The following is a 24,742-nucleotide window of genomic DNA, read 5'->3' as shown; positions in this document are numbered from 1 at the left end:
CGGCCCGGGCCCGCGGCCTATGCGGCCAGGGAAGCGAGCCCGCCCAGGTAGGGGCGCAACGCTGGCGGAATCTCCACGCTGCCATCGGCCTGCTGGTAGTTCTCCAGCACCGCCACCAGGGTTCGGCCTACGGCCAGGCCCGAGCCATTGAGCGTGTGCAGCAGCTCGTTCTTGCCTTGCGCGTTCTTGAAGCGGGCTTGCAGGCGGCGGGACTGGAACGCCTCGCAGTTGCTCACCGAGCTGATCTCGCGGTAGGTGTTCTGCGCAGGCAGCCACACTTCCAGGTCGTAGGTCTTGGCGGCGCTGAAGCCCATGTCGCCCGTGCACAGGCTCATCACGCGGTAAGGCAGCCCCAGCTTCTGCAGCACGGCTTCGGCGTGGCCCGTCATGGCTTCCAGGGCTTCATAGCTCTTGTCGGGGTGCACGATCTGCACCATTTCGACCTTGTCGAACTGGTGCTGGCGGATCATGCCGCGCGTGTCGCGGCCGTAGCTACCGGCCTCGGAGCGAAAACATGGCGTGTGCGCCGTGAGCCGAATGGGCAGGTCCGACTCGGGCACGACCACGTCGCGCACGAAGTTGGTCAGCGGCACTTCGCTGGTGGGAATGAGGTACAGGGCCGCATGGTCGGGCACGGGCTCGCCGTCCTGGCCGCCCTTCTTGGCCGCGAAGAGGTCGCCCTCGAATTTCGGCAACTGCCCGGTGCCGCGCAGCGAATCGGCATTGACGGCATAGGGCACATAGCACTCGGTGTAGCCGTGCTCCTGGGTCTGCACGTCGAGCATGAACTGCGACAGCGCACGGTGCAGCCGGGCGATGGGGCCCTTCATCACGGTGAAGCGCGAGCCCGACAGCTTGACGCCCATGTCGAAGTCCAGCCCCAGCGGCGTGCCCACGTCCACATGGTCCTTGGCCGCGAAGTCGAAGGCGCGCGGCGTGCCCCAGCGGCGCACTTCGACGTTGCCGGCTTCGTCCGCACCCACGGGCACGCTCTCGTGCGGCAGGTTGGGCACGGCCAGCAGCAGTGCGTGCAGTTCGCCCTGCAACTGCTCCAGCCGGGCGGCCGAGGTTTCGAGTTCCGACTTGAGCGAGCCCACTTCGGCCATGACCGCATCAGCGTTCTCGCCCTTGGCCTTGAGCTGGCCGATCTGCTTGGACAGCGTGTTGCGGCGCGCCTGCAGTTCCTCGGTGCGGGTCTGCAAGGTCTTGCGCTCGGACTCCAGGGACTGAAAGGCCTCGACATCCAGGAAGGCCTGGGGTTTTTTGCGGGTCTCCAGCCGGGCGATGGCGGAGTCGAGGTCTTTTCGAAGAAGGAGGATGTCTAGCATAGGCCGCGATTTTAGTAGGGCGTCTTACCGGGTTGGCGTGCCGGAGTTTCCGTTTTAGGATGGACCGCACTGCCCCAGGGAGGACTCCATGCACATCGAACCGTACCTTTTCTTCGACGGCAACTGCGAGCAAGCGCTGGATTTCTACGCCCAGTGCCTGGAAGGGCGCCTCACCGCCGTGCACCGCTACGAGGGCTCGCCGCTGGAAAAGCAGCTTCCCGCGCACTGGCGCAACAAGATCATGCATGCCACCCTGGAAGTGCCCGGCGGCCACCGGTTCATGGCCAGCGACCGCATGCCGGGCCAGCCGTTCGCGGGCCACGCGGGCTTTTCGATGTCGGTCAACTGCCCCGGCAGCGCCGAACGCGGCGAGCGCATCTTCCACAGCCTGGCCGTGGGCGGGCACGTGGGCATGCCCTTCACCGTCACGTTCTGGGGCGCGCACTTCGGCACGCTGGTGGACAAGTTCGGCGTGGGCTGGATGGTCAACTGCGACGGGGCGCAGCCGCCCGCCTGAAGGCCAAGGCGCGCCCCAGCACGGCGCCGCTCAGGCCAGCGTGGCGGGATCGAAATTGGCCCCGCACAGGATCAGGCCGACCGTCTCGTCGGCGCGCGGGCGGTAGGCGCCGCTTTGCAGCGCGGCCAGGCCCAGCGCCGCCGCCGGCTCGACCGCCAGCTTCAACTCCCGCCACAGCCATTGCTGCGCGCTGCGGATGGCTTCGTCGGGCAGCAGCAGCGCGGCATGCACATGGCGCTGCGACACCTCCCAGGCGATGTCGCCGATGCGGCGGGCGCCCAACGAATCGGCGGCCACGCCACCCACCTCCACATCCACCGGCCGGCCCGCCGCGCGGGCGCTGTGCAGCGTGGGCGCGCGCTCGGGCTCCAGCGCCACCACGTGCGCGCGGCTGTCGCACCACGCGGCCACGCCGGCGATCAGCCCGCCGCCACCCACGCTCACCAGCACGCTGTCGGGCAATCGGCCGCCCGCCTGGCTTTCCATCTCCAGCGCCAGCGTGCCGGCACCGGCCACGACTTCGGGCTGGTCGTACGCATGGTTGAGCAGCGCGCCGGTGGCCTGCTGGCGCGCCAGGCAGGCCTGCAGCGCTTCGGAGTACGCGGCGCCGGTCACCACCACTTCGGCGCCCAGGGCCCGCAGCCGGGCGCGCTTGGCCTCCGGCGAAATCTCGGGCACGAACACCTCGCAGCGCACGCCCAGCGCGCGCGCCGCGGCCGCCGTGGCAATGCCCGCGTTACCGCCCGAGGCGATGATCACGCCGCTCTCGGGCACAGGGTTGGCCAGCATGCGGTACAGCATGCCCCGGGCCTTGAAGCTGCCGCCCACCTGCAAATGCTCCAGCTTGAGCCACACCTGCGCGCAGTCCACGCCCAGCGCGCTGCCGCTCAACTGCAGCAGCGGGGTGGTACGAAGAAAGCCGGCCTGTGCGGCCAGGCGCTGGTGTGCAGTGGAGATGGCGGAGCGATCGATCATGAGGGGGCCTTTGGCGAATCGAAAAGAAAGACCGTGCCCGCACGGCCCCGCACGAAGAACGACGGGCAACGGGCTTGCGGCACACGAAACCGTCGAGTGTATGCAGCGCACCACGCACCAACCACTCACCAGCCACGCACCCGCCACGTGAGGCCATCGGAGCCCGTCGCCCTCCCCCGCCATGCCCCGGCTTTCTGCGGCCCCTGCTTCTGCCGATACCATGGACCGCCGATCGCGGCGTGCACGGCGGTGTGCACGCCGGTGCAGCGGCATGGCAGGAGATGGCGATGTTCTATGTGTTCGGGCCTTCGGGCCAGATGTACCGCGGCGGGCCGGAGCAACTGGCGCAGGTGGCGCCCGTGCGGCGGGTGCAGCGGCCCCAGGCACTGCGCACCCGCTCCGCCGACCCCGAGGCGGATCCGTTCCCCCCCGTTCCCTCGCCGGCCCCCGACCCCGGCCCGGTGAACCTGCGCGCGCAGGAGGCCGTGAGCGCCTACGCGCAGACCGAGCAGGGCCCGCAGGTGCCCCGCCAGCCGCTGTCTCGCGTGCAAGACGTGATGACCGTGGGCGCCCTCACCGTGCCGCCCGACATCCGCGTGAACGACGCCTGGGCCACGCTGGCGGAGCACCGCATCGCCCAGGCGCCCGTGGTCGACGCCGCGGGCCACGTGGTCGGGCTGCTGCTGCGCGCCGACATGGCGCCGCTCGATCTACTGCCCGAGCCCGGCAGCGTGAAGGCGGCCATCGACCTGGCGCGCCGGCCCGTCTCCGAGATCATGGTGAGCCCGGTGCCCACCGTGGCCGCCGACACCGAACTGCGCCGCGTGGCGGGCGTGCTGCTCGACACCGGCCTGCCCGGCCTGCCGGTGACCGACGAGGCCGGCACCATGACCGGCTTCATCTCGCGCACCGACATCCTTCGCGCCGTCGCGGCCGACCCGCCCCTGGACCTCTGGAGCTGAAGCGGCCCGCGGCACCGCCCGCTGCCGCGGCGCAGCACCGCCACCGCGCATGAAAAAACCCGCGGGGCCTTGCAGCCGCGCGGGTTCTTGGTGAATCGAGGCAGCACGCAGCTGACGCCACGGGCCGCGCCCTCACTGGGCGAATCGCTCAGCGGATCATTCGGCCGAAATCGCCTCGGGTTCGGCGATCTCCACCGAGGGCAGCGGGCTCGCCAGCACCTTGTCGATGGTCTTGCCGTCCATGTCCACCACCTCGAACTGCCAGCCCTCCCACTGCACCGTGTCGGTCACGCGGGGCAGCTTGCCGGTCAGCAGCATCACCATGCCGCTGAGCGTGTGGTAGCGGCCGCGGTCTTCCTCGGGCACAGCGTCCAGGTTCAGGCGGTCTTTCAGTTCGGGCACGGGGATGTGGCCGTCCAGCAGCCAGCTGCCGTCCTCGCGCTGCACCGCCCAGGAGGTTTCGGGGTCGCGGGCGTGGAATTCGCCCGTGATGGCCTCGATCAAATCCTGCAGCGTGACGATGCCCTGCACTTCGCCGTACTCGTCGATCACGAACGCCATGTGCAGGTCGGACTGGCGGAAGTTGTCCAGCAGCTCCATGCCGGTGATCGTCTCGGGCACGTACAGCGCCGTCTGCAGCGGCTGCGTGGCCAGGTCGCGCGCCTGCTCGCGCAGCGAGCGCGACAGCCACTGGCGGGCGTTCAGCACGCCCAGCACGTTCTCCATGCCGCCCCGCACCACGGGAAAGCGCGCGTGGTCCGACTCTTCGATGCATTTGAGGTTCTCTTCGAAGGAGTCCTCCACGTCCAGCACCGCCACATCGGCGCGCGGCACCATCAGCGAGCCGATCTGGCGGTCGTCCAGGCGGAACACGTTGCGCACCATCTGGTGCTCGTGCGACTCGATCACGCCGGCGCTCGTGCCTTCGGCCAGCACCGCGTGGATCTCGGCCTCGGTCACCGCACTGGCGTTGTTCTCTTTCACGCCCAGCAGGCGCAGCAGGCCCTGCGTGGACATGGACAGCAGCTTCACGAACGGCTTGGTGGCGATGGCCAGCCAGTTGATCGGGCGGGCCACCAGGCGGGCGATGACTTCCGGATGGCTCTGGCCCAGGCGCTTGGGCACGAGTTCGCCCACGACGATGGAGAAGTAGGTGATGAGCATCACCACCAGGCCGGTGGCCAGGTAGCTGGCGTATTTGGCCTCCAGCCCCAGCGTGCGCAGCCATTCGCCCAGGGGCTGGGCCAGCGCGGCTTCGCCGACGATACCGTTCAGCACACCGATGGAGGTGATGCCGATCTGGATGGTGGAGAGGAATCGGGTCGGGTCTTCGCCCAGCTTGACGGCAGCGACCGCGCCGCTATCGCCCTCATCGATCAGCTTCTGGAGCCGGGTCTTGCGCGCCGTGACCAGCGCCAGTTCCGACATGGCGAACAGGCCATTGAGCAGGATGAGGGCGAACAGTATTGCTATTTCCATAGACAGGGAACGGATGGGCTCCCTCAGAGTGAATCAACCGCAAATTGTAAGAAGTCACACCCGCCGTGGGGTCATAAGGGCCGCCCGCGTAGGGACATTGGGGCGCCAGCGTGGTATTTGCGCCCTGTCACTGCCGGAACAGGGCCTGCGGCCGGCGCCATAGACCATGCATCGAAATGGCTTCCAGCGCAATAATTACTAGGGCATATAGCTATTAAATTAATAGCAAACCGATGGCCAATCGATTTCAATGCCCTGCGGGGCCCGTCTCCGGCGTGCGCTCGGTGATCGCCAGCCCCGTGGCCGCATCGATGCGCAGGCCCTTGGGCAGCGGGAATTTCACCGTCTCCTCGATGCCGTCCATCTTGCGCACCGACACGGCGCCCAGCGCCTTGATGCGGTCGATCACCTGGCGCACCAAAATCTCGGGCGCCGAGGCGCCGGCCGTCAGCCCCACGCGGGCCACGCCCTCGAACCATTCGGCACGCAGCTCCTCGGCGCTGTCCACCATGTGGGCCCGCGTGCCCAGGCGCGCCGCCAGCTCGCGCAGCCGGTTGCTGTTGGAGCTGGTGGGGCTGCCCACCACGATCACCAGGTCCACCTGCGGGCTCAGCACCTTGATCGCGTCCTGCCGGTTCTGCGTGGCGTAGCAGATGTCCTGCTGCTTGGGCTCGCGCACGCTCGGGAACCGCGCGCGCACCGCCGCGCTGATCTCGGCCGCGTCGTCCACCGACAGCGTGGTCTGCGTCACCACCGCCAGCTTGGCCGTCTGCCCGGGCTGCACGCGGGCCACGTCCTGCACGTCCTCCACCAAGTGGATGCCGTGGTCCAGCTGGCCCATGGTGCCCTCCACCTCCGGGTGGCCCTTGTGGCCGATCATGATGAACTCGTAGCCCTCCTTGGCCAGCTTGGCGACCTCCACATGCACCTTGGTCACCAGCGGGCAGGTGGCGTCGAACACGCTGAACCCGCGCTCGGCCGCCTCGGTCTGCACCGCCTTGCTCACGCCGTGGGCCGAGAACACCAGCGTGGAGCCCGGCGGCACATCGGCCAGGTCCTCGATGAAGATCGCGCCCTTGGCCTTGAGGTCGTTCACCACGTACGTGTTGTGCACGATCTCGTGGCGCACGTAGATGGGCGCGCCGAACTTCTGCAGCGCGCGCTCGACGATCTCGATCGCGCGATCCACGCCCGCGCAAAAGCCGCGCGGCTCGGCCAGAACGATTTCCTGGGGTTTTTGCATGGCGTCAGAGCACCCCGATGAGCTGCACCTCGAAGGTGACCGGCTGCCCCGCCAGCGGGTGGTTGAAGTCGAAGCGCACCGCGCCGTCCTCGCGCACCGCCAGCACCACGCCCGCGTAGCTGCCCAGACCGTCCGGCGTGGGGAACTGCACCACGTCGCCCACCGTGTAGCGCTCGTCGGGGTCGCCCAGCTCGACCAGCAGCTTGCGCGCCACCCACTGCTGCATGTCGGGGTTGCGGTCGCCGAAGGCCTCGCCCGCAGGCAGGGTGAAGGTGGTGCGCGTGCCCTCGGGCAGGCCGATCAGGCACTGCTCCATGGCAGGGGACAACTCGCCCGCGCCCAGCGACAGGGTGGCCGGCTTGTCGCCGAAGGTGTTGATCACGTCGCCCGCCGGGCCGGCCAGACGGTAGTGCAGGGTCAGGAAGGAACCGGCCTGCACGGTGGGAGCGGCGGCGGGAGAGGCAATGAGGGAGGTGGGGGCGAGGGTGGTCATGAGAGTCCCGATAAACTGGCCGCCATTGTAGAAACCCGCCCATCCCCTGCCCCGCGCGCGGCCATGCCGCCGCCCTTACCGGACCTGCCGCACCATGCTCATGAAAACCATGCCTGCCGACGCCCGGCCCCGTGAACGGCTGCTGCAGCGGGGCCCTGCCGCGCTGTCGGATGCGGAACTGCTGGCGATCATCCTGCGCACGGGCATCGCCGGCAAAGGGGTGATGGAGATGGCGTGCGAACTGCTGGCCCCCACCACCGTGGATTCAGCAACGGGCAAACCCACAGGAGGCTTCAGCGGCATCAGCGGGTTGCTGCACACCAGCGCCGATGACCTGCGGCGCATCAAGGGCCTCGGCCCTGCCAAACGGGCCGAACTGGTGGCCGTATTGGAGTTGGCAAGGCGTGCGCTCGCGGAACAACTGAGCGAGCGTGAGGCGTTCGAGTCCCCCACGGCTGTGAAGCACTACCTGCAGCTGCACCTGGCAAAAAAAGGCTACGAAGTCTTTGCCGTGATGTTCCTGGACGCCCAGAACCGCATGATCGCCCTGGACGAGATGTTCCGCGGCACGCTCACCCATGCCAGCGTGTACCCCCGCGAAGTCGTTACCCGCGCACTGCACCACCACGCCGCCGCCGTGGTGCTGGCCCACAACCACCCCAGCGGCAGCGTGGAGCCCAGCCGCGCGGATGAAAACCTCACCAAGACCCTCACGAACGCCCTGGCGCTGGTGGACGTGCGCGTGCTCGACCACGTGATCGTGGCGCCCGGCAACGCGCTGTCGATGGCCGAATCCGGGCTGCTGTAGGGCGCTCGCGGGCTGGGCGGCCGGGGTCACTGCCTGCCTGCCGACTCCAGCCTCCTCGCCGCGCAGCATCGCCGATTTATTAACAATTGGTTAATCAATTAAATTTCTCGAAAGTCACGTTTTCGCTTTTTCCGATTAGCATTCGCCCCCAATAAAAACGCGATCTCGAAGGGGGGATTGAATGAGCGCAGAACTCGCGGCCACGTTCTTCAACCTCGGCTACGGACAGACCCTGGCCCAGTCCATGGACAGGAACCAGGTGGACGTGCTGGTGCTGACCCAGGGCCAGTACATGAGCATCCTGCAGGACAAGGCCAGGCGCAATGCCGCCCTGGAATTCAACCTGCGCAAGATGCTGTCGCAGTCCACGTTCGGGCAGTATTGGCAGAAAGAATTCAGCCCGAATGCCAGCGAGCCGTGGGTCGGGCCCGTAGCGCAGGGGGCCAATGACATGCTTGCCATCACAAAGACGCTGAACGCCATCGGCATGGCGGGTATCAGCACCTACATCAAGACCACGGCAACAGGCACGTACATCATCATCAAAGGCTATTCGGCGCGGCGCAGCAGTGCGCTTCAGGGCACGCGCTACTTGGCGACGAATCCCAAGATGCTGCAGTTGGGTCTTGGAATAAAGAGCCTGCAAGGCATCGCCAAAGGCGGCTTCATGCTGGGCGTAGTTGTTTCCACGGGCTTGGAGGTGATGGACTTCATGTTCAACGATGAGAAGACCATGTATGACCTGGTAGGCGGGATTGGCGTGGAAGCGGTGAAGGGAGGACTCGCTGGGCTGGTGGCCTACGCTTTGGCTTCAGGGTTAGCAAGCGCTGCAGCAGTTGCTGTTCTCCCACTAGGCGTTATGGCATTGATTGCTGTCGGCGGAGGGTATCTGTTGAACCTCGTAGATAGCCAATACGGCATCAAGAGCAAAGTAATCGCCGCCATAAAAATGCTGCCGGAGCAGACCGCCCAGGGGTTTTACTACGTTGACACTACCGCGCAGTCTTGGCACGACGACCTGAGAAACGCTATGGAACAGAAGAAAGTCGAAATCGGCAGAACCATTGACCAAGGCATGAAAAGCTGGCTTTGCCGTATCAGCTGCCTGAAATACTGATCATCGACACCAAGACGACTAAGCCTATGCAGGACCCTAAAACACTCCGTAAAACCATGCTTTGGAGCACGCCGCTTTTCTTGTTAATGGCGATAGGTTGTGCTTGGGGGGCCATTCGGGGAATCGTGCCGGTCTTGCAGGGCATTCATGCGCTGGCTCCAGTGGTCAGGATTTACCCAGCAGCCCAGTTGGCACCATTTTGTTCATTGGTCTGCATGATGTCGATCGTCTTGAGCGCCATGCGCGCGATCCCCTGCGATGAGCGCGTCAGCAAGCGATTTGAATACTTGCTGGCAGTCATTGTGGTGATCAGCTTGATCGTGATGGTGCTGATCCCAGTGACGTCTATCGCCCAACGGTTTTTCATGCCCAGCCTGGGGTACGCCTCATGTTCGGAATTGCAGGGCAACCCCACTCTTTGGTTCTCCGACTGGGTGCGCGACCCTGCTTGGTGCGTCAAAGGCAAGAGCCTTGATTGGGTGAACGAGCAAGCGCGTACTGCCGCCGCTCCTCACAGCACGCCATAGCGGCCATCACTGCACGATTCCGTCTTATTGCTATCAATTGAATAGCGTCATTCCAGCATACCGATTGCGCTGGAGAACGATTCATGTTCGAACCACGATCACGCCGAAAACGTACGCGCAGCGTTCGCGCCACCGAGTTGACGGTGTTCGATGTCAAAAAAGTCCGCCGGACAATGCTCTGGGCCGTCCCTTATTTCATTGCACTGATTGCCGGGTGCTACTGGATGACGACGGAACTTTTGATCTCGACCGTCGTGGACATCGCATACCGTGCACCAGCGGTGCAAATCACACCAGGCGCCCTGGTAGCACCGCTCCTGGCCGCGATGCTGATATTGGGCATCGTCGTGGGATGCATGCGGGCCATACCTTTGCGCGCACGCATCGTCAAACCCTTCGAATACGCCACGTTGCTGGCTTCGCTCTTGGGCTTCGCTGTCATGTGGCTGGTTCCTGTCGCGGCGGTGGCCCAACATTTCTTCATGCCCAGCCTGGGCTACTACCCCTGCAACATCCTGCAGGGCAACCCCAACAAGTGGTCCAACGACTGGGTGCTCGACACGCAGTGGTGCGTCAAAGGCCAGACCATTGAATGGGTCAAGGAGCAGGCCCGCTCGGCCGTCACTCCTGGCGCTTCCAGATCGCCAAGGAACACACCTGCGGCCGAGCGACCGCCGCATCCGCTCAGCACCCCGCCGGCCGATTTCCACGCAGGGTGAGCAGCCCGGTCACGCGCAGCGTGTCACCCGTGCCGTCCGTGGCCGTCAGCCGCTTGTTGACGATCTCGAGGTAGTCGCGGCTGTGGTGCACGTCGGTGTCGTCGCCGTCGCCGCTGGCAGTTGCGAACTCGCGGCCGCGCACGTTCAGGACCAGCCGGTAGAGCGAGTCGGCATTGGTGGCGTAGCGCACCGTGCCGGAGGCGGTGCCGTCGCCACCCACCCGGTCGGCGCCGTCGAAGGTGAAGCTGCACAGCTCGGGGGCCGTGCCGGTGGCGGCAATTTTGGTGACCTCGCTGGCGTTGATGTTCCCGTTGCCGTACGAGCCGTCCCGGCCGCTGACCGAGGCATTGGTCACGGTGAGCGACGCTGCGCGTTCGTCCAGGGAATCGCTGCCCCCGCCGCACGCGGACAACAGCGCGGCGGCGGTCAGCAGGGTGGGCAGGAGAGACAAGGTTTTAAGGGAGGTGTTCATGGCCAATGGGTCGGTTGTGGGATGGAGGAAAAGGCTCGCCGGGGCCCAGCCAAAGCCAGACACCGGCCATAACTGTACCACCATGTTCTGTTTTAAATGGTGGTTTTTTGGCGCCCTTTTTTGCCGGCAAGTGCCTGCGATGAATGGGCTCGCAGCCGGGCCTGCCCCCGGCCCGCCTACACTGCGCGCCATGCCAGACACCCGCCTGCAGCCTTCGAGAAAACGCCCTTGGGGAATGTGGGTTGCCGGCCTTGCGGGATCGGCCGTGCTGGTGGTGGCCTGCACGGGCGCGCGGCAGGGCCTTGAGCCGGAAGCCACCGCGCCGGCCGCGCTGCGCCTGATCGGCACCGCCGCCATCGCCCCCGGAACCGAGGTGCTGGGCACGACCTTCGGCGGCATCTCGGGCATCGACTACGACCCGGCGCACGACCGCTGGCTGCTCATCAGCGACGACCGCTCGGCCCTGCAGCCCGCGCGCATCTACACCGCCACGCTACGCTACACCGCCACGCACCTGGAGACCCCCGCGATCACCGGCACCGCACCGCTGCGCCAGGCCAGTGGCGCGCCCTACCCTGCGCCGCGGCACGCCGCGCCCGATGTGGACGTGCCCGATGCCGAAGCAGTGCGCTGGCTGCCGGGCGGGCACACTTTTTTGTGGACCAGCGAGGGCGACTTCGCGCGTGGCTTCGGCCCGCAGTGGCGTGAACACCGGGCCGATGGCGCGTGGGTGCGCGAACTGCCCCTGCCCGCGGCGTTCGGGCGGGTGCCCGACTTCCGGCGCGGGCCGCGCGCCAACGCCACGCTGGAAGGGCTGGCGCTGTCGCCGGACGGCCGCACGGCCTGGCTGGCCATGGAAACGGCCTGGGCCCAGGACGGCCCGCGCCCCACGCCCGAGGCGCCGGGCGGGCCGCTGCGCATCACGGCGATGGACGTGGCGAGCGGCCGGCCATTGCGGCAGATCGCCTATGTGCCGGACGCGGTGGCGCACGCCCGGCGCATCCCGTGGGGCCCGCAATTGAACGGGGTGAGCGAGGTGCTCGCGGACGGACCGCACCACCTGCTGGTGCTGGAGCGCAGCTACAGCGCGGGGGCGGGCTTTTCCGCGCGGCTGTACCGCATCGACACGCGCGCGGGCAGCGACACGCTCGCGCTGGACGCGCTGGATGCCCAGGGCGCGCACAGCAACCACACCGCCGTGCCGAAGACGCTGGTGGCCGACCTGGACCAGCTGGGCGCGGGCCCGCTGGACAACCTGGAGGGCATGGCCTGGGGCCCGCCGCTGGCCGGGGGCGGGCGGGTGATCGTGTTCGTGAGCGACGACAACTTCAACCCCGCGCAGGCCACGCAGTTCATCGCGGCGGAATACCGGGGCGCGGCGGCGGTGACATCGGTACCTTGATCGCCAAAGAACCGCCAGCGCGGCGTGGTGAACACGGGCGACAGCGGGGGCGAGCGCACCGCACCGAACGATCGGTGGGTGTAACGGGTCCGGCCTCGGCGCCGGCGCGGCATGGCCCGTGGCGATCCCGGGGCACTGCCGCCCATGCCGGGGCGGCGGCCGCACTTCGGGTACAACCGGCGCATGAAAGTGAAGTCCTTCCAGGATCTCCAGCCACTGCGCCAGGCCCTGGCAGAGGCGGCCGAGCGCGAGGCGCGGCTGCAGCGCGAGCGGCTGGAGGCCGCGCGCCGCGCGCGCGCCGAGCTGATGCTGTTCGAGACCGCGGTGGGCCCGGTGCAGGCCTTGCGCGGCCAGCACGACCGGCGCTGGCACCTGCCCGAGCCGGTGGAGCCGCTGCCCGTGCAGCGCGAGCTGGACGAAGAACGCGTGCTGATGGAGTCCATCAGCGACGAGTTCGACGTGACGACCTTGCTGGACGTGGACGACCAGATGAGCTACCGCCGCAGCGGCATAGGCCCGGAGGTGACGCGCCGCCTGCGCGCGGGCCACTGGAGCATCCAGCGGCAGCTGGACCTGCACGGCCTGCGCACCGACGAGGCCCGCGAGGCCCTGGGCGAGTTCATCCGACTGGCGCACCGCACCGGCCTGCGCTGCGTGCGCGTGGTGCACGGCAAGGGCCTGGGCTCGCCCGGCAAGACGCCGGTGCTGAAAGGCCGCGTGCAAAGCTGGCTGGTGCAAAAGAAAGAGGTGCTGGCCTTCGTGCAGGCCCGCCCGGCCGAGGGTGGCGCGGGGGCGCTGGTGGTGCTGCTGCAGCCGGTGCAGCGGCATTGAGCTTTGAAGGGCGGACGGCGCACTGCCTGCCACCGCCACCGCAGCGGCCGCGTCAACCCGCCGGACGGTGCTCCGCCCGCACCAGCCCCCGCAGCTCCAGCCGCACGCGCAGTCCCCGAAGGGCCTCGCTTTTGTCCAGTTGCAACTGCCCGCCGTAGGCCTGGGCGATCTGGCTCGCGATGGCCAGGCCCAGCCCGCTGCCCTGCACGGATTCGTCGAACCGCACGCCGCGCTGCCCGGCGGCCTGCAACTGCTCGGCGGTCATGCCGGGGCCGTCGTCTTCGATGTCCAGGCGCAGGCCCGGGCGATCGGCGCCCTCCTGCCGCGACAGGGTCAGCCGCACCCGCGAGGCGGCCCACTTGCCTGCGTTGTCCAGCAGGTTGCCCAGCACCTCCTGTAGGTCGGCCTGCTCGCCGCGCCACAGCAGGCGGCCCGCGGTGCGGTCGTCCAGCGCCCAGTCCAGTTCCTGCGCGGCATGCAGGCGTTGCATCATCCGCACGACCTGCGACAGGCAGTCGCGCACGTCCACCGCCTGCCCCGCGGCGCCGGGGTGGGCATGCAGCGCATCGCTCAAGGTGCGGGCCTGGTAGCGGTCCACCAGCTGGGCCATCGCCTCGACCTGCTGGCGCACCTCGCCGCTGGGCACCTGGGGGTGCGCGCTGGCCTGGGCACTGAGCAGGGCCAGGGGTTTCTTGAGGGCGTGGTTCAGGTCCACCGCGTGGGCGCGGGCGCGGGCCACGACGTGCGCGTTGTGCGCCAGCAGGCCGGCCAGCTCGTTCTGAAGGGGCTGCAGGTCGCGCCCCGTGGGCGCGGCCAGGTGCGCGGCCACATCGGGCCCGTCGCCCTGCGGCGCGCGCAGGGCGGCCAGCAGCGCTTCGAGGCGCCGAAGCGGTGCCAGCCCCACCCGCACCTGCAGCCAGGCCAGCCCCCCGGCGAGCACCATCAGCACCAGCCCGGCCACCACCAGGGTGCGGTCGATCTGGCGCATGCTGGTCTGCAGCTGGGCGGCGGGGCCGTAGACCGTGAGCGCCACCGGGGTGGGCGGCTCGCCCAGGGGGATCGGCAGCGTCAGCGACAGCAGCGGCTCCTGCAGCGGCCCGGTCGCCAGGTGCAGCAAGGCCGAGCCCCGCACAGGCTCGGGGGCGGTAGGCAGGCGGTCCATGTCCCACAGCGAGCGCGAACGCAGCACCTGGGCACCCGCCTGCGCGCGCCAGTACCACCCGGCATAGATGGCGCTGAATTCGTCTGCCCCCCCGGTGGCTTCGCGCAGTTCGCCACTGGGGCCCTGCTGCAGCCGCACGCCCACGCGCTGGGCCTTCTCGCGCAGCACCTGCTCGAAGCCCCCCAGCAGGCTCTGGTGCATCTGCCCGCGCAGCCACAGGCCCCCGGAGGCCAGCAGCAGCAGCATGGGGACCAGTGCGAGCAACGCGATGCGCGTGGCCATGGGCCACTGGGCCAGTGCCAGCGCCCATGCGGACAGCCCGCGCGCCGGCGGGGCCGGCGTGGGCGGCGCGGGCGGCGTGTCCGGTGCAGGCAGCGGGTCGATGTCACCGGGCGCCATTGCCGGGCCTGGCGGGCCCATCAGCCCGGCACCTCGGGCAGCAGCAGGCGAAAGCCCTGGCCGCGTTCGGTGACCAGTTGCGGCGCGCCGCCGAGCTTGCGGCGGATGCGGCCGATCAGCACGTCGATGGTGTTGGAGTCCGGGTCGAGGTCGCGCGCGTAAACGTGTTCGCCGATGTCGCTGCGCGTGAGCAGCTTGCCAGGGTGGTGCATGAAGTAGGCCAGGATCTTGTGCTCCTGCGCGGTGAGCTGCAGGCTCTGGCCCTGCAGCGAGAAGCGGCCCCGCACCACGTCGTATTCGAGCGGCCCGGCCTGCAGCACGGCGGCGGCCGACCCGGCCGTGCGGCGCAGCATGGCCCGCAGGCGCAGCACCACCTCGTCCATCAGGAACGGCTTGGTGAGGTAGTCGTCCGCTCCGGCGTTGAAGCCCGCGACCTTGTCGCTCCAGCGGTTGCGGGCCGTGAGCACCAGCACCGGCCAGTTGCGGCCTGCGCCGCGCCAGTCGTGCAGCACACTCAGGCCATCCTTGCGCGGCAGGCCCAGGTCCAGCACGGCCGCGCTGTAGGCCTCGGCGCTGCCGGCGAAGGAGGCGGCTTCGCCGTCATGCTCCACATCCACGGCAAAGCCCGCGGCCTCCAGGGCGGCGCGCAGTTGCGCGGCGAGCGCGACGTCGTCTTCCACGACCAGGATGCGCATCAGTCACCCGCCTTTCGCCGCGTCACTTCCAGGGTCACGGCATCGACCTCCAGCTCCAGCTTGAAGCCGTTGGGCTGCTGCAGCTCGACGCTGTAGTACGCGCGGTGGCGGTGGTCGCTCTCCAGCTCCACCTCCAGCACCAGGCCCGAGAAGCGCGGGCGCAGCGACTCCAGCACCACGTCCATGGATTTCAGGGGCGCCGGTGCAGCGGCCGCCTCCGGCCGATGCAGGACCTCGCCCGTGTTCACATCCATCAGCAGTTTCATCTCCACGGCGGGCTTGTCGGACAGCTTGACCTCGTAGACCGCCTTGCCCTGCGCATCGCGCTCGAACTCGGCGTTCACGACGCGCGCGCCGTACCGCTGCTCCAGTTGCTTGACGTACCGGGCCATCTGCGCCAGCGGGACGGGCTGCGTGGGCCAGTCGCGCTCCTGCGCCACCACGGCGCCGGTGGCGGCATCCACCAGCACTTCCTGCTTGTTGCCCCGGGCGTCGATGAGGGTGATTTCGTAGCGCGGCTCGCCCTTGCGCCCGCGCTTGCTTTCCACCTCGATGACGCGGCCCGCGTACTGCCGGCTGATGTCCGCAACGATGCTGTTCAGGGGCTTGAGCTGGCCGTTGAGCACGCCGCGCCGCGCCGCGTCCTGCTCGGCCGCGGGCGCCTGCACGCACGCGAGCGTCACCGCCGCGACGGCGGCACGCAAAAGCACGCTCCAAGTCCATTTTTTCATCGCGGGATTATTGCCGGCGCCGTTAAACGGCACATGAACGGACGCTTCACGAAAGGTTTAGCAGCGGTTGCGCACACTGCCTCCCAGTTCTCGCCACCTTGCAACACCGAAAGGAAAAGCACCATGAAAAAGACCGTTATGACCCTGGCCGTCGCCGCCGCTGCCGCCGCCGCATCCGCCCTGCCCTCCATGGCCTGGGCGCTGACAGCGCAGGAGGCTGTCAACGTGATCACCCAGCACCAGTACGTCGCGCCGCAAGACCTGCAAAAGCGGTACGGCTACTGGTCTGCCGACGCGGTCGCCCTCGACGGCCTGCGCGTCGACGTGCTGGTCAATGACGCGGACGGCAGCCTCACCACCGTGCGCAAGAGCGACATCGGCAAAACGCTGCCCAGCGTGGATCAGGTATCGCAGGCGCTGCGCGCCAAGGGCTACCAATTCGTGTACGACGTGGAACTGGACGACGGCTTCTGGGAAGCCAAGGCGCGCCAGTCCGCCAACCAGGGCGAGAAGGTGGAGTTCGTGCTGCACCCGGTGACGCTGGAGGTGCTGAGCCAGGTGGGCCGCAGCGGCGGCACGGTCAACCACCAGCCGGTGCTGAGCGCCGACCAGGTGCGCCAGGCCCTGGAGCAGGTCGGCTACACCCGCGTGCGCGGCATCGAATACGACGACGGCCACTGGGAAGCCGAGGCCACCAACATGGCCAACCTGGCCGTGGAACTGCGGCTGGAGCCCACCACTGGCAAGGTGATCAGCGAACGGCTGGACGACTGAAGCGCCCGCACCGCTCTGAAAAACGACCAAGCCCCGGCATGCGCGTGCATGCCGGGGCCCGGTCTTCCTGTCGCTGCATGGATCTCGGCTTGGCGCCCCGCGGCCTCTAGCGTTGAGAGGAAAACACATCTTCAGAAACTTCGCCCATCGATTGCTGGCTTCGCACCCTCTGCCATTGCGGAAAACTGTTCCACGCAAGATCTCTGCCACTCAAACACAGGGACGATAGATGTTGAACGCCCACATTACCAATAAAAGCAACAAATTCGCAACGCATCATTTACCGGCCAACAATGCAGCGGAACAAAAAAATACCGATTCCTCACCACGATCAAAATCTGGCGAAGAGGGCTCGCCAGTTCTTGCGGGGCTTGGCTCCCTCCAGAAGGCGGGTCGACCTCAGCTGTTGGGCGATGGTGCCCTGACCACACAGCCACCGAGAAAAAACATTCAGGCCATGGTCACCGAGCGACAGACGCTGGCTTCCAGGCGCGCAGGGTTCGACAGCCAGGGATTGACTACACTGCAGACGGAGTTTCTGCAGGATTCCCATGTCGGAGGCGCGTCCAGCAGCCGCAGTCGGGACATGGTTTCATTCACGCAGGCTGTCAATGCTGCATGCGTTCCCTACAGCGCCTTGTGGCTGCATTAGATTTCAAACAAGTCAGGCGATGCAAGCAGCAGAATGAATTTCCTGTCGCAGGACAGCACGGTCACAAACATCACGACATTGCAGCAAAGTTATCGTGCACATGAACTGGAAGTTCGTGGCCGAGCTTCGCAGTTCACCGACCGGTTTCAACCCACCTTCGATAATTTTGGGATTTCCCTGCGAGGAGAAACCGTTTTTGACGTCAGTGCGGTGGAAGACAGCACCATGAACGAAATAGCGGCAGCTCTGAGCGAGAAGAATTCGTCACACGTTATCGTCATCAGAAGAACCGATGGGGACGATCACTTGATCGCCATCCATCAATCCGGAAGTTCCGTGAAGCTCTTTGACCCGAATAACGGCGAGTTCAAACTGAAGAAATCAGAGGTGGCGAACGCTATTCGCAATGTGATCAACGCTTACTCGCAAAGAGTCCCGGTCCCTGAACTGAGACTGATAAAAGCATCTGCGTGATTGAGACATTCGTGACAAGAGTTAAGGGGCGGGCCTTCACCGAATCCCCTCCCCGCGACCTCGCAGGGATATTCGCCGCGTAGCACCCGCCGCCTTGCACCTCACTTCGACAGGTCCAACCGGTACTTGGACGTGCCCTTGCCCGAGCCATCGTCCGCCGCCATCAGCGTGACGTTGGCCAGGCCCGCGGCCTGGGCCACGGGCAGCGCGTTGGCGCCGGAGCTGAACACCACCGGGCCGGCCGTGGCCACCTTGGTGAAGCGCCAGCTCTTGGCCGCGCCGTTGGCCGCACGGGTCACGTTGGCGTTCTTGCGGATGTAGTCGATCACCACGTCGCGGTTGGCGTCCGGCGAGGCCCAGATGGTGCCCGAGCCGTCCAGCTTGTCGATGAAGCTCTTGCCGCTGGTGGCGCGGTAGTTGTTGGTGGCGATCACGAACTCCTGCGCCGCATTGATGGGCTGGCCCTTGTAGGTCAGGTTCTTGATGCGGCGGCCGGTGGGCTGCGTCACGTCGATCTCGTACTGCACGTCGGCCGTGGTGAACATGTCGAAGTTGTAGCCGGGGAAGGTGCTGATGAGCGGCTGCTCGGCGGTCTTGGCCGGGTCGATCTGGTTGAAGCGCTTGGCCGCGGCCTCCAGCCAGCCCTGGATGTCGGCGCCGTTCACCTTCACCGCGTACACGGTGTTGGGGTACAGGTACAGGTCGGCGGCGTTGTAGATCGCCAGCGGCCCGGTGGCCACGTCGGTGTAGTCGGCCCCGCCCTGGAAGCCCGACTTGAACGGCGCACTCACCGACAGCACGGGCAGCTGCGCGTACTGCGGCAGGTTGGCGACCACGTAGGCGGCCACGTAGTCGCGCTGGGCCTGGTTCACGATCTGGATCGCGCCGGGGTCGCCCACGTCGGCGAACAGCGTGCTCATGCGGAAGTCGGTGCTGCCGATGGGCGTCTTCACGTAGGCGATGGCGGCCTGGTGCTGCGTCTCGATCAGGGGGGCGACGGTGGGATCGGCATCGACGTACACGGTGGCGCCCGAGGCGTTCTTGCCCTGGATGTTGCGCAGCTCGCTCTTGGTGGCGGTCTTGTTCACGGTCCAGGCCTTGCCGTCCCATTGCAGGGCCAGCTGGATCACGCCCAGCGCCTTGCCCCACGAGCTGGCCATCACGGCGGGCACACCGTTGATGGTGCCGGCCTTGTTGTCCACGCCGGCTTGCGAATAGGCCGGCGTCGCGGCGGTGTCGGGGAACACGCTGTGCTGGTGGCCCATGACCATGGCGTCGATGCCGGCGACCTTGGACAGGTACAGGCCGGGGTTCTCCATGGTGGCCGAGTAGGCGCCCGCATCGAGCCCGCCGTGCAGCAGGGCCACGACGACGTCGGCGCCCTTGGCGCGCAGCTCGGGCACGTACTTCTGCGCGGCTTCGACCGCGCCTTCGGTGTAGACCTTGCCTTCGAGGTAGCGCTTGTCCCAGTTCATGATGCCGGGCGTGGTGAAGCCGATCACGCCCACCTTGATGGGCAGCTTGACCTCTTTGCCGTCCGCGCCCTTGGAGACCAGCGTGCGCTCCAGGATGGTGTAGGGCTGCACCAGCGGCTTCTTCGTCTTGCTGCTGTACACGTTGGCCAGCACGGCGGGGTAACCGGCGCCGGCGCATTTTTGCGCGGCATCGACGCCATCGACTTCCATGCCGCCGCCCAGCACCTGGTTGAGGAACGGCAGGCCGTAGTTGAACTCGTGGTTGCCCAGCGTGCCGGCATCGAAGCCCAAAGCGCCCATGGCCTTGTACATGGACAGCTGCTGGGTGCAGGGAATGGCCTTGACCACGGCCTCGTAGTCGGCCAGCGCCGTGCCCTGGATGGTGTCGCCGTTGTCGACCAGCAGCGTGTTGGCGAACTCCTTGCGCGCCTGGCGCACCAGCGTGGCGGTGCGCTCGAATCCATAGCTCTTGTCTTCGGCGAGCTTGAAGTAGTCGTAGCTGCGCACGTTGAAGTGCAGGTCGGTGGTCTCCAGCACGGCCAGCGTGGCGGTGGCGCCGGCGTTGTTGTTGCCGTCGTTGTCGCTGCCGCCGCAGGCGGCCAGCAGGCTGGCGGCAGCGATCACGGTGAATGCGATGAGGGCGGTCCGGCGGGTGGCCGGCGAGAGGTCTTGGCGTGGGAGGGTGTCCAGCATGCAATGGCCTGGGTGGTGGGTAAAGGCGAGAGTGTCACGAACCCGTTTGACACTGGCGTGACGCGGCCGTGGCCCGCCCGCCCGCAGTCACCGACCCGCCCGGGCCCTGCGCACCGTCGGCCTGCGCGCCGTCAGTCCGCCGACGCGATCAGGTCCACCTCCACCGAGGCGTTCTTGGGCAACTGCAGAACGCCGACCGAGGTGCGCGTGTGCGCCCCGGCCACCGGGCCCAGCACGTGAAAGAGCACCTGCGAGGCCGCATCGGCCACCTCGCTTTGCTGCGTGAAGCCGGGCGCGGACTGCACGTACACCGTGATGCGCGGCACGGCGCGCACCGCGTCCAGCGTGCCCAGGCTGCGCTGCAGCAGCGCCAGTGCGCGCATCACGCACACCTGGGCGGCGTGCTGCGCGCGCTCCAGCGGCACCTGCGCGCCCACGGCGCCGGTGACCACCACGGTGTCGCCCACGCGCGGGATCTGGCCGCTCAGGTAGATCTGCCGGCCGTCGCGCACCAGCGGCACGTAGTTGCCGCCGATCTTGATCTCGCCATCGAAACGGTGGCCCAGGGCCAGCGCCTGTTCTTCGAACCGTGCATCGCAGGACATGGAATATTTCCTCGGGTGTGGGACGGTGGAGGGAGTTGAAACAAAAAGTGCCTCCAGCACAATGAGTACTAGGGCATATCGCTATTAAATTAATAGCAAACGATCCATGGGGTGCCGCGTCATCCGCCGCGGTTGCGCATCCAGTCGGCCGTGCCCATGAAGCTCTCGCGCAGCCGGGTGCGCAGCTCAGCGGGCACACCGGTCTCGCCCATGGCCTGGTCCATGCACGCGACCCACTGGTCGCGTTCCTTGATGCCGATCGAGAAGGGCATGTGCCGCGCGCGCAGGCGCGGGTGGCCGAAGCGGCTCTGGTAGTGGTCCGGCCCGCCAAGCCAGCCGCACAGGAACCAGAACAGCTTGTCGCGCGCGTCCGCCAGGGTGCTGCCGTGCGCGGCGCGCAGTTCGGCATAGCCGGGCTCCAGGTCCATGAGGTCGTAGAAGCGGTCCACCAGCGCGCGGACTTTCTCTTCGCCGCCGATCCATTCGAAAGGCGTGGTGGCCGGGGCGGGCGCGGGCGGGGATTCGGGTGTGGACATGGAGGCGGGCGGGGGGAAGACGGCTAGCCCTCGATTGTAGAAAGCGCCGCCTCGCGTGCGCCGCCCGCCCGCAGGCAGGCGAACACCGCCACCGCCGTGAACACGGTCACCCCGGCCAGCACGCGCAGCAAGGCGGCGAAGGCGTGGCCGTAGCCCTGCAGCAGTTCGGCCTGCGACAGCTGGGGCAGCAGCGCCCGGGCGCGGGACAGGTCCCCCGCCACGAGGGATTGGGCGGCGCGCGCCGCATCGCCCCCCGGCACCTGCGGCCACTGCAGGGCCAGCAGCGCCACCAGCCCGGCGCCTACCAGGGCCAGCGCGAGTCCCTCGCCGGCCACGCGAACGGTGTTGAAGAGGCCGGTGGCCATGCCCGCGCGCTCGGGCGGCACCACGCTCACGGCCAGCCCGTCCATCAACCCCCACGGCAGGCCGATGCCCACGCCGATCAGCAGCAGGGGCCCGGCCAGCACCGCCGCCGGCGAGCTCGGCGCGCAATCGCTCAGCCACCACAACCCCACCGCGCACACGGCGAGGCCCCCGGAGGACAACGCCGCCGCCGACCACCATCGCGCAAGCCACCCCGCCATCAGGGGCACGCACAGCATGGCCGCCGACAGCGCCAGCATCAGCTGCCCTGCCGCCATCGCGCTCAGGCCCTCGATGCCGATGAAGCGCACCGGCAGCAGCACCAGCAGCACCACATAGGCATAGGCCGGCGCCGCCGCCAGCAGTTGCACGCCCACGAAGCGCGGGTAGCGGAACAGCGACAGGTCCAGCATGGGGTGCCGAACGCGGCGCTCGGTGCGCACGAAGGCCGTCGCCATGGCCGCAGCGCCCGCCAGCGCCGCCACCACGGGCAGGCTGGCCCAGCCGCTCTCGGGGGCCTGCAGCACGCCCAGCGTCAGCAGGGCCAGTGCCGCCGTGAAGCGGACCGCGCCCGGCCAGTCCACGCCGGCCGCGCCCGGGTCGCGCGAATCCTGCAGGAACCGCGCACCGGCCGCGCCCGCGGCCAGCGCCACCCCGGCCACGCTGAGCGCCACGGCCCGCCAGCCGCCGTGCCCCAGCAGCCACCCGGCCAGCAGCGGCCCGAAGGCCAGCCCCACGCCGAAGGCGGTGCCCACCCAGCTGAAGGCCCGCGTGCGCGCCGGGCCCTGCACGGCCTGCGCCAGGGCCGACGTGCCCCCGGCCAGCGCGGCTGCGGCGCCCACGCCCTGCAGCGCCCGCCACAGGTTGAAGGCCACGATGCCGCCGGCACAGGCCAGCCCGACCGTGCTGAGCGCCACCACGCCCACGCCGCACAGAAAGACCCGCTTGCGCCCAAAGGCATCGGCCAGCGCGCCGCAGGCCATCAGCGTGGCGCCGAAGCTCAGCATGAAGGCGTTAGTGACCCAGGCCAGTTGCACCGGGCTGCCGCCCAGTGCATCACGCAACGCAGGCAGGGCCACGGCCGGGCCGGTGAAGCTCAAGGGCATGGCCAGCGCGGCCAGGCACACGGCCAGGAGTTGAAGGGACACGGGGGACGCCGGCTTCGGGGCGCGGGCAGGATGTTGGGTCGAGGACATGGCGGGGACAGCGGCTTTCAGGCAGTGGACAAGGGCGCCGGCGACTCCAGGCCACCAACGCCCATGAACGATAAAAGCGATGCAATGCGATGAAAATAGGCCCCCACATCCCCAGACAAACAACCTTGGGTTGGCAATCCGAACCCATTCACCCCACTCTCACCCACCATGGACAGCTTCAGCGGCCTCGAATCGTTTGTGCGCGCAGCCGATCTGTCGAGCTTCGCGCAGGCCGGGCGCGCGCTCGGCATCTCGGCCTCGGCCGTGGGCAAGAACATCGCGCGGCTGGAGCAGCAGCTCGGCCTGCGGCTGTTCCAGCGCACCACGCGCCAGGTGCGCCTCACGCAGGAGGGCGCGCTCTTTCACGAGCGCTGCCGCCGCATCCTGGATGAGCTGCAGGACGCCCGCGCGATGATGCAGGCGGCCGTGCAGGCCCCGCGCGGGCGCCTGCGGGTGAGCCTGCCGGTCATCGGCTATCGCTTTCTGCTGCCGGTGCTGCCCGAGTTCAAGGCCCTCTACCCCGACGTGGAACTGGAGCTGGACTTCAACGACCGCCTGGTGGATGTGGTGGAGGAAGGCCTGGACGTGGTCATCCGCAGCGGCGATCTGCCCGACTCGGGCCTCGTCGCGCGCCGGCTGGGGCCGTTCCGCTTCGTGCTGGTGGCCTCGCCGCAGTACCTGGCGCGGCGCGGCACGCCCCAGGTGCCGGCCGATCTGGCGCAGCACGCCTGCCTGATCTTTCGCTTTCCCAGTGGCGGCAAGCTGCACGACTGGGTGCTGCCCGGCCTGCCGCAGCCGCTGCCCACCGAGCTGGTGTGCAACAACATGGAGGCCATGCGCGGTGCGGCCATCGCCGGCATGGGCGTGGCGTACATGCCGGACTTCCTGGCGCGCGACGCCATCGAGCGGGGCGAATTGCGGCAGGTGCTGGCCACGCACCTGGTGCACACCGGGCAGTTCTCGGCCCTGTGGCCGTCGAGCCGGCAGCTGTCGCCCAAGGTGCGGGCGTTCGTGGACTTCATCGGCGAGCGGCTGTTCAAGGCCGCGCCGGGACCAGGCGTGGATTGAGGTGCGCCAGCGGGTCGATCAATCGAATGATCGGGCGGGCGGGCAAGCGCGTTCGGCGAGTTTGGTTATGAAAAAAGCGACGTTCCTCTCCGCCCGCGGCGGGCATAGCCTTCGGGCTTCATCCATCGGAGAGAGAGAAACAACACCATGCGCATCCGCTTCATTGCATCCCTGGTCGCTGCCGCGTTCGCCGTATCGGGCGCGGCCCATGCCGACCAGCTGGCCGACATCAAGAAGAAGGGCGAGCTGGTCGTCGGCGTGCTCGGCACCGACGAGCCCAACAGCTTCATCGACCCCAAAACGCGCGAGCTGATCGGCTACGACATCGACCTGGGCAAGGCGATCGCCAAGAAAATTGGCGTGAAACCCGTGTTCAAGCAACTGGCCGTGGCCGCGCGCATCCCCGAGCTGCAGCAGGGCCATGTGGACATCCTGGCCGCATCGCTCACGCACAACAAGGAACGCGAGGCGCAGATCGATTTCTCGCTGACCACCTTCGTCACCGGCCAGAAGGTGCTGGTCAAGAAGGCCAGCGGCATCAAGGACGTGGCGGACCTGGCCGGCAAGCGCGTGGTGACCGTCAAGGGCGGCACGCAGGAGCCCAACGTGCGCAAGGCCGTGCCCACCGTGGACGTGGTGACGTTCGAGACGACGCAGCAGGCGTTCCTCGCGCTGCAGCAGGGCAAGGGCGTGGGCTACGTGAACGACGAGTCCTCGCTGATCGACGACTTCGGCAAGCTGGGCGAGCGCAACAAGGACTACGCCATCCTGCCCACCAACCTGAGCGTGGAGCCGCTGGCGCTGGGCATCAAGAAGGGCGAGACCGCCGTGAAATCCATTGTGGACGACACGCTGCGCGAGCTGGAAAAGTCTGGCGAGGCCGAGAAGATCTTCTTCAAGTGGTACGGCCCCGGCACCAAGATCAAATTCACCACCCGCCCCTTCAAGTTCGAATCGGACAAGATCGACGGCTGATGGATGGACCCGCGGCGGGGTGACCGCCGGGGGCTGGGCACGGGCGGCGAGCGGGCCATTGGCGCACGCGG

Annotated in this window: 26 protein-coding genes; 13 read left to right on the top strand and 13 right to left on the bottom strand. The window is 67.8% G+C overall.

The features are described 5' to 3' along the window. Positions 1–17 precede the first annotated feature (17 nt). Positions 18–1,328, bottom strand: coding sequence for a serine--tRNA ligase (serS, locus tag AVKW3434_RS08305; protein ID WP_284405458.1), 1,311 nt, complete (start codon positions 1,326–1,328; stop codon positions 18–20). An 88-nt stretch (positions 1,329–1,416) separates the two neighbouring features. On the opposite strand from serS, the gene AVKW3434_RS08300 reads away from it, so the two are divergent. Next, a complete protein-coding gene (locus tag AVKW3434_RS08300; protein ID WP_284405457.1) occupies positions 1,417–1,845 on the top strand; it encodes a VOC family protein in 429 nt (142 codons plus the stop codon). 30 nt (positions 1,846–1,875) lie between these two features. Here the strand turns inward: AVKW3434_RS08300 and AVKW3434_RS08295 are convergent, their stop codons facing one another. Then, complete coding sequence (locus tag AVKW3434_RS08295; protein ID WP_284393553.1) at positions 1,876–2,820, bottom strand: threonine/serine dehydratase; 945 nt, start codon at positions 2,818–2,820, stop codon at positions 1,876–1,878. A 287-nt stretch (positions 2,821–3,107) separates the two neighbouring features. On the opposite strand from AVKW3434_RS08295, the gene AVKW3434_RS08290 reads away from it, so the two are divergent. After that, positions 3,108–3,782, top strand: coding sequence for a CBS domain-containing protein (locus AVKW3434_RS08290; RefSeq protein WP_284405547.1), 675 nt, complete (start codon positions 3,108–3,110; stop codon positions 3,780–3,782). 156 nt (positions 3,783–3,938) lie between these two features. On the opposite strand, the gene AVKW3434_RS08285 is transcribed toward AVKW3434_RS08290, so the two are convergent. From AVKW3434_RS08285 to AVKW3434_RS08275, 3 genes are all read right to left on the bottom strand, one after another. After that, positions 3,939–5,261, bottom strand: coding sequence for a hemolysin family protein (locus AVKW3434_RS08285; protein WP_272567714.1), 1,323 nt, complete (start codon positions 5,259–5,261; stop codon positions 3,939–3,941). Between the two features lie 247 nt (positions 5,262–5,508). Then, on the bottom strand, positions 5,509–6,504 hold the full coding sequence (ispH, locus tag AVKW3434_RS08280; protein WP_284405456.1) for a 4-hydroxy-3-methylbut-2-enyl diphosphate reductase: 996 nt from the start codon (positions 6,502–6,504) through the stop codon (positions 5,509–5,511). 4 nt (positions 6,505–6,508) lie between these two features. Next, positions 6,509–6,997 carry an FKBP-type peptidyl-prolyl cis-trans isomerase gene (locus AVKW3434_RS08275; protein WP_284405455.1) on the bottom strand — a complete coding sequence of 163 codons (489 nt, stop codon included), beginning with the start codon at positions 6,995–6,997 and terminating at the stop codon, positions 6,509–6,511. A 94-nt stretch (positions 6,998–7,091) separates the two neighbouring features. Between AVKW3434_RS08275 and radC the strand changes: the two genes are divergently transcribed. The 4 genes from radC (at position 7,092) to AVKW3434_RS08255 (ending at position 10,168) form a co-directional block, all read left to right on the top strand. Further along, positions 7,092–7,805 (top strand): RadC family protein, encoded by a 714-nt coding sequence (radC, locus tag AVKW3434_RS08270; RefSeq protein WP_284405454.1) that lies wholly within the window; start codon positions 7,092–7,094, stop codon positions 7,803–7,805. A 181-nt stretch (positions 7,806–7,986) separates the two neighbouring features. Continuing rightward, a complete protein-coding gene (locus tag AVKW3434_RS08265) occupies positions 7,987–8,922 on the top strand; it encodes a hypothetical protein (protein WP_284405453.1) in 936 nt (311 codons plus the stop codon). Further along, positions 8,895–9,449, top strand: a complete 555-nt coding sequence (locus AVKW3434_RS08260; RefSeq protein ID WP_349816833.1) for a hypothetical protein — start codon at positions 8,895–8,897, stop codon at positions 9,447–9,449. Before AVKW3434_RS08265 ends, AVKW3434_RS08260 begins: the two co-directional genes overlap by 28 nt. An 83-nt stretch (positions 9,450–9,532) precedes the next feature. Beyond that, positions 9,533–10,168 carry a hypothetical protein gene (locus tag AVKW3434_RS08255; protein WP_284405452.1) on the top strand — a complete coding sequence of 212 codons (636 nt, stop codon included), beginning with the start codon at positions 9,533–9,535 and terminating at the stop codon, positions 10,166–10,168. Here AVKW3434_RS08255 and AVKW3434_RS08250 read toward each other — a convergent pair. Further along, positions 10,134–10,640 carry a hypothetical protein gene (locus AVKW3434_RS08250; protein WP_284405451.1) on the bottom strand — a complete coding sequence of 169 codons (507 nt, stop codon included), beginning with the start codon at positions 10,638–10,640 and terminating at the stop codon, positions 10,134–10,136. The two genes, AVKW3434_RS08255 and AVKW3434_RS08250, sit on opposite strands and share 35 nt — an antisense overlap. Before the next feature lie 190 nt (positions 10,641–10,830). Here AVKW3434_RS08250 and AVKW3434_RS08245 point away from each other — a divergent pair, with 190 nt between their 5' ends. Both AVKW3434_RS08245 and AVKW3434_RS08240 read left to right on the top strand, forming a co-directional pair. Next, positions 10,831–12,042, top strand: coding sequence for an esterase-like activity of phytase family protein (locus AVKW3434_RS08245; protein ID WP_284405450.1), 1,212 nt, complete (start codon positions 10,831–10,833; stop codon positions 12,040–12,042). A gap of 183 nt (positions 12,043–12,225) precedes the next feature. Then, positions 12,226–12,873, top strand: coding sequence for a Smr/MutS family protein (locus AVKW3434_RS08240; RefSeq protein WP_284393529.1), 648 nt, complete (start codon positions 12,226–12,228; stop codon positions 12,871–12,873). Between the two features lie 52 nt (positions 12,874–12,925). On the opposite strand, the gene AVKW3434_RS08235 is transcribed toward AVKW3434_RS08240, so the two are convergent. From AVKW3434_RS08235 to AVKW3434_RS08225, 3 genes are read right to left on the bottom strand one after another with little or no spacing between them, the layout of a single operon-like run. Next, positions 12,926–14,434, bottom strand: a complete 1,509-nt coding sequence (locus tag AVKW3434_RS08235; protein ID WP_284405449.1) for a sensor histidine kinase — start codon at positions 14,432–14,434, stop codon at positions 12,926–12,928. A 20-nt stretch (positions 14,435–14,454) separates the two neighbouring features. After that, positions 14,455–15,129: a response regulator transcription factor gene (locus AVKW3434_RS08230; RefSeq protein WP_284405448.1), complete on the bottom strand. Its 675-nt coding sequence runs from the start codon at positions 15,127–15,129 to the stop codon at positions 14,455–14,457. Beyond that, entirely contained in the window at positions 15,129–15,860 is a 732-nt protein-coding gene (locus AVKW3434_RS08225; protein ID WP_284405447.1) for a PepSY domain-containing protein, read from the bottom strand. Before AVKW3434_RS08225 ends, AVKW3434_RS08230 begins: the two co-directional genes overlap by 1 nt. A 123-nt stretch (positions 15,861–15,983) precedes the next feature. Between AVKW3434_RS08225 and AVKW3434_RS08220 the strand changes: the two genes are divergently transcribed. The 3 genes from AVKW3434_RS08220 (at position 15,984) to AVKW3434_RS08210 (ending at position 17,760) form a co-directional block, all read left to right on the top strand. Next, positions 15,984–16,634: a PepSY domain-containing protein gene (locus AVKW3434_RS08220; RefSeq protein ID WP_284405446.1), complete on the top strand. Its 651-nt coding sequence runs from the start codon at positions 15,984–15,986 to the stop codon at positions 16,632–16,634. A 229-nt stretch (positions 16,635–16,863) separates the two neighbouring features. After that, complete coding sequence (locus tag AVKW3434_RS08215) at positions 16,864–17,286, top strand: hypothetical protein (protein WP_284405445.1); 423 nt, start codon at positions 16,864–16,866, stop codon at positions 17,284–17,286. Beyond that, the gene (locus AVKW3434_RS08210; RefSeq protein WP_284405545.1) at positions 17,287–17,760 is read left to right on the top strand and encodes a YopT-type cysteine protease domain-containing protein; all 474 of its coding nucleotides are present in this window, start codon (positions 17,287–17,289) and stop codon (positions 17,758–17,760) included. A 101-nt stretch (positions 17,761–17,861) separates the two neighbouring features. Here AVKW3434_RS08210 and AVKW3434_RS08205 read toward each other — a convergent pair whose 3' ends face one another. The 4 genes from AVKW3434_RS08205 to AVKW3434_RS08190 form a co-directional block, all read right to left on the bottom strand. Then, on the bottom strand, positions 17,862–19,928 hold the full coding sequence (locus tag AVKW3434_RS08205) for a bifunctional 2',3'-cyclic-nucleotide 2'-phosphodiesterase/3'-nucleotidase (protein ID WP_284405444.1): 2,067 nt from the start codon (positions 19,926–19,928) through the stop codon (positions 17,862–17,864). Between the two features lie 131 nt (positions 19,929–20,059). Next, positions 20,060–20,533 carry a RidA family protein gene (locus AVKW3434_RS08200; RefSeq protein WP_284393513.1) on the bottom strand — a complete coding sequence of 158 codons (474 nt, stop codon included), beginning with the start codon at positions 20,531–20,533 and terminating at the stop codon, positions 20,060–20,062. A 119-nt stretch (positions 20,534–20,652) separates the two neighbouring features. Further along, positions 20,653–21,069 (bottom strand): group II truncated hemoglobin, encoded by a 417-nt coding sequence (locus AVKW3434_RS08195; RefSeq protein WP_284405443.1) that lies wholly within the window; start codon positions 21,067–21,069, stop codon positions 20,653–20,655. 23 nt (positions 21,070–21,092) lie between these two features. Further along, positions 21,093–22,628, bottom strand: a complete 1,536-nt coding sequence (locus tag AVKW3434_RS08190) for an MFS transporter (protein ID WP_284405442.1) — start codon at positions 22,626–22,628, stop codon at positions 21,093–21,095. A gap of 168 nt (positions 22,629–22,796) precedes the next feature. Between AVKW3434_RS08190 and AVKW3434_RS08185 the strand changes: the two genes are divergently transcribed. Further along, a complete protein-coding gene (locus tag AVKW3434_RS08185; RefSeq protein WP_284405441.1) occupies positions 22,797–23,696 on the top strand; it encodes a LysR family transcriptional regulator in 900 nt (299 codons plus the stop codon). Positions 23,697–23,843: 147 nt separating this feature from the next. Beyond that, the gene (locus tag AVKW3434_RS08180) at positions 23,844–24,671 is read left to right on the top strand and encodes an ABC transporter substrate-binding protein (protein ID WP_284405440.1); all 828 of its coding nucleotides are present in this window, start codon (positions 23,844–23,846) and stop codon (positions 24,669–24,671) included. Positions 24,672–24,742 lie beyond the last annotated feature (71 nt).

The organism is Acidovorax sp. SUPP3434, assembly GCF_030159015.1.
Taxonomy (GTDB): Bacteria; Pseudomonadota; Gammaproteobacteria; order Burkholderiales; family Burkholderiaceae_C; genus Paracidovorax.
Note: the sequence above shows the minus strand (reverse complement) of the source record. Positions and strands in the feature narration are given on the sequence as shown.

What these genes read in the sequence shown, in the direction of transcription:
- serS (WP_284405458.1), bottom strand. Translation starts at nt 1,328, where the DNA reads ATGCTAGACATCCTCCTTCTTCGAAAAGACCTCGACTCCGCCATCGCC.
- AVKW3434_RS08300 (WP_284405457.1), top strand. Translation starts at nt 1,417, where the DNA reads ATGCACATCGAACCGTACCTTTTCTTCGACGGCAACTGCGAGCAAGCG.
- AVKW3434_RS08295 (WP_284393553.1), bottom strand. Translation starts at nt 2,820, where the DNA reads ATGATCGATCGCTCCGCCATCTCCACTGCACACCAGCGCCTGGCCGCA.
- AVKW3434_RS08290 (WP_284405547.1), top strand. Translation starts at nt 3,108, where the DNA reads ATGTTCTATGTGTTCGGGCCTTCGGGCCAGATGTACCGCGGCGGGCCG.
- AVKW3434_RS08285 (WP_272567714.1), bottom strand. Translation starts at nt 5,261, where the DNA reads ATGGAAATAGCAATACTGTTCGCCCTCATCCTGCTCAATGGCCTGTTC.
- ispH (WP_284405456.1), bottom strand. Translation starts at nt 6,504, where the DNA reads ATGCAAAAACCCCAGGAAATCGTTCTGGCCGAGCCGCGCGGCTTTTGC.
- AVKW3434_RS08275 (WP_284405455.1), bottom strand. Translation starts at nt 6,997, where the DNA reads ATGACCACCCTCGCCCCCACCTCCCTCATTGCCTCTCCCGCCGCCGCT.
- radC (WP_284405454.1), top strand. Translation starts at nt 7,092, where the DNA reads ATGCTCATGAAAACCATGCCTGCCGACGCCCGGCCCCGTGAACGGCTG.
- AVKW3434_RS08265 (WP_284405453.1), top strand. Translation starts at nt 7,987, where the DNA reads ATGAGCGCAGAACTCGCGGCCACGTTCTTCAACCTCGGCTACGGACAG.
- AVKW3434_RS08255 (WP_284405452.1), top strand. Translation starts at nt 9,533, where the DNA reads ATGTTCGAACCACGATCACGCCGAAAACGTACGCGCAGCGTTCGCGCC.
- AVKW3434_RS08250 (WP_284405451.1), bottom strand. Translation starts at nt 10,640, where the DNA reads ATGAACACCTCCCTTAAAACCTTGTCTCTCCTGCCCACCCTGCTGACC.
- AVKW3434_RS08245 (WP_284405450.1), top strand. Translation starts at nt 10,831, where the DNA reads ATGCCAGACACCCGCCTGCAGCCTTCGAGAAAACGCCCTTGGGGAATG.
- AVKW3434_RS08240 (WP_284393529.1), top strand. Translation starts at nt 12,226, where the DNA reads ATGAAAGTGAAGTCCTTCCAGGATCTCCAGCCACTGCGCCAGGCCCTG.
- AVKW3434_RS08235 (WP_284405449.1), bottom strand. Translation starts at nt 14,434, where the DNA reads ATGGCGCCCGGTGACATCGACCCGCTGCCTGCACCGGACACGCCGCCC.
- AVKW3434_RS08230 (WP_284405448.1), bottom strand. Translation starts at nt 15,129, where the DNA reads ATGCGCATCCTGGTCGTGGAAGACGACGTCGCGCTCGCCGCGCAACTG.
- AVKW3434_RS08225 (WP_284405447.1), bottom strand. Translation starts at nt 15,860, where the DNA reads ATGAAAAAATGGACTTGGAGCGTGCTTTTGCGTGCCGCCGTCGCGGCG.
- AVKW3434_RS08220 (WP_284405446.1), top strand. Translation starts at nt 15,984, where the DNA reads ATGAAAAAGACCGTTATGACCCTGGCCGTCGCCGCCGCTGCCGCCGCC.
- AVKW3434_RS08215 (WP_284405445.1), top strand. Translation starts at nt 16,864, where the DNA reads ATGTTGAACGCCCACATTACCAATAAAAGCAACAAATTCGCAACGCAT.
- AVKW3434_RS08205 (WP_284405444.1), bottom strand. Translation starts at nt 19,928, where the DNA reads ATGCTGGACACCCTCCCACGCCAAGACCTCTCGCCGGCCACCCGCCGG.
- AVKW3434_RS08200 (WP_284393513.1), bottom strand. Translation starts at nt 20,533, where the DNA reads ATGTCCTGCGATGCACGGTTCGAAGAACAGGCGCTGGCCCTGGGCCAC.
- AVKW3434_RS08195 (WP_284405443.1), bottom strand. Translation starts at nt 21,069, where the DNA reads ATGTCCACACCCGAATCCCCGCCCGCGCCCGCCCCGGCCACCACGCCT.
- AVKW3434_RS08190 (WP_284405442.1), bottom strand. Translation starts at nt 22,628, where the DNA reads ATGTCCTCGACCCAACATCCTGCCCGCGCCCCGAAGCCGGCGTCCCCC.
- AVKW3434_RS08185 (WP_284405441.1), top strand. Translation starts at nt 22,797, where the DNA reads ATGGACAGCTTCAGCGGCCTCGAATCGTTTGTGCGCGCAGCCGATCTG.
- AVKW3434_RS08180 (WP_284405440.1), top strand. Translation starts at nt 23,844, where the DNA reads ATGCGCATCCGCTTCATTGCATCCCTGGTCGCTGCCGCGTTCGCCGTA.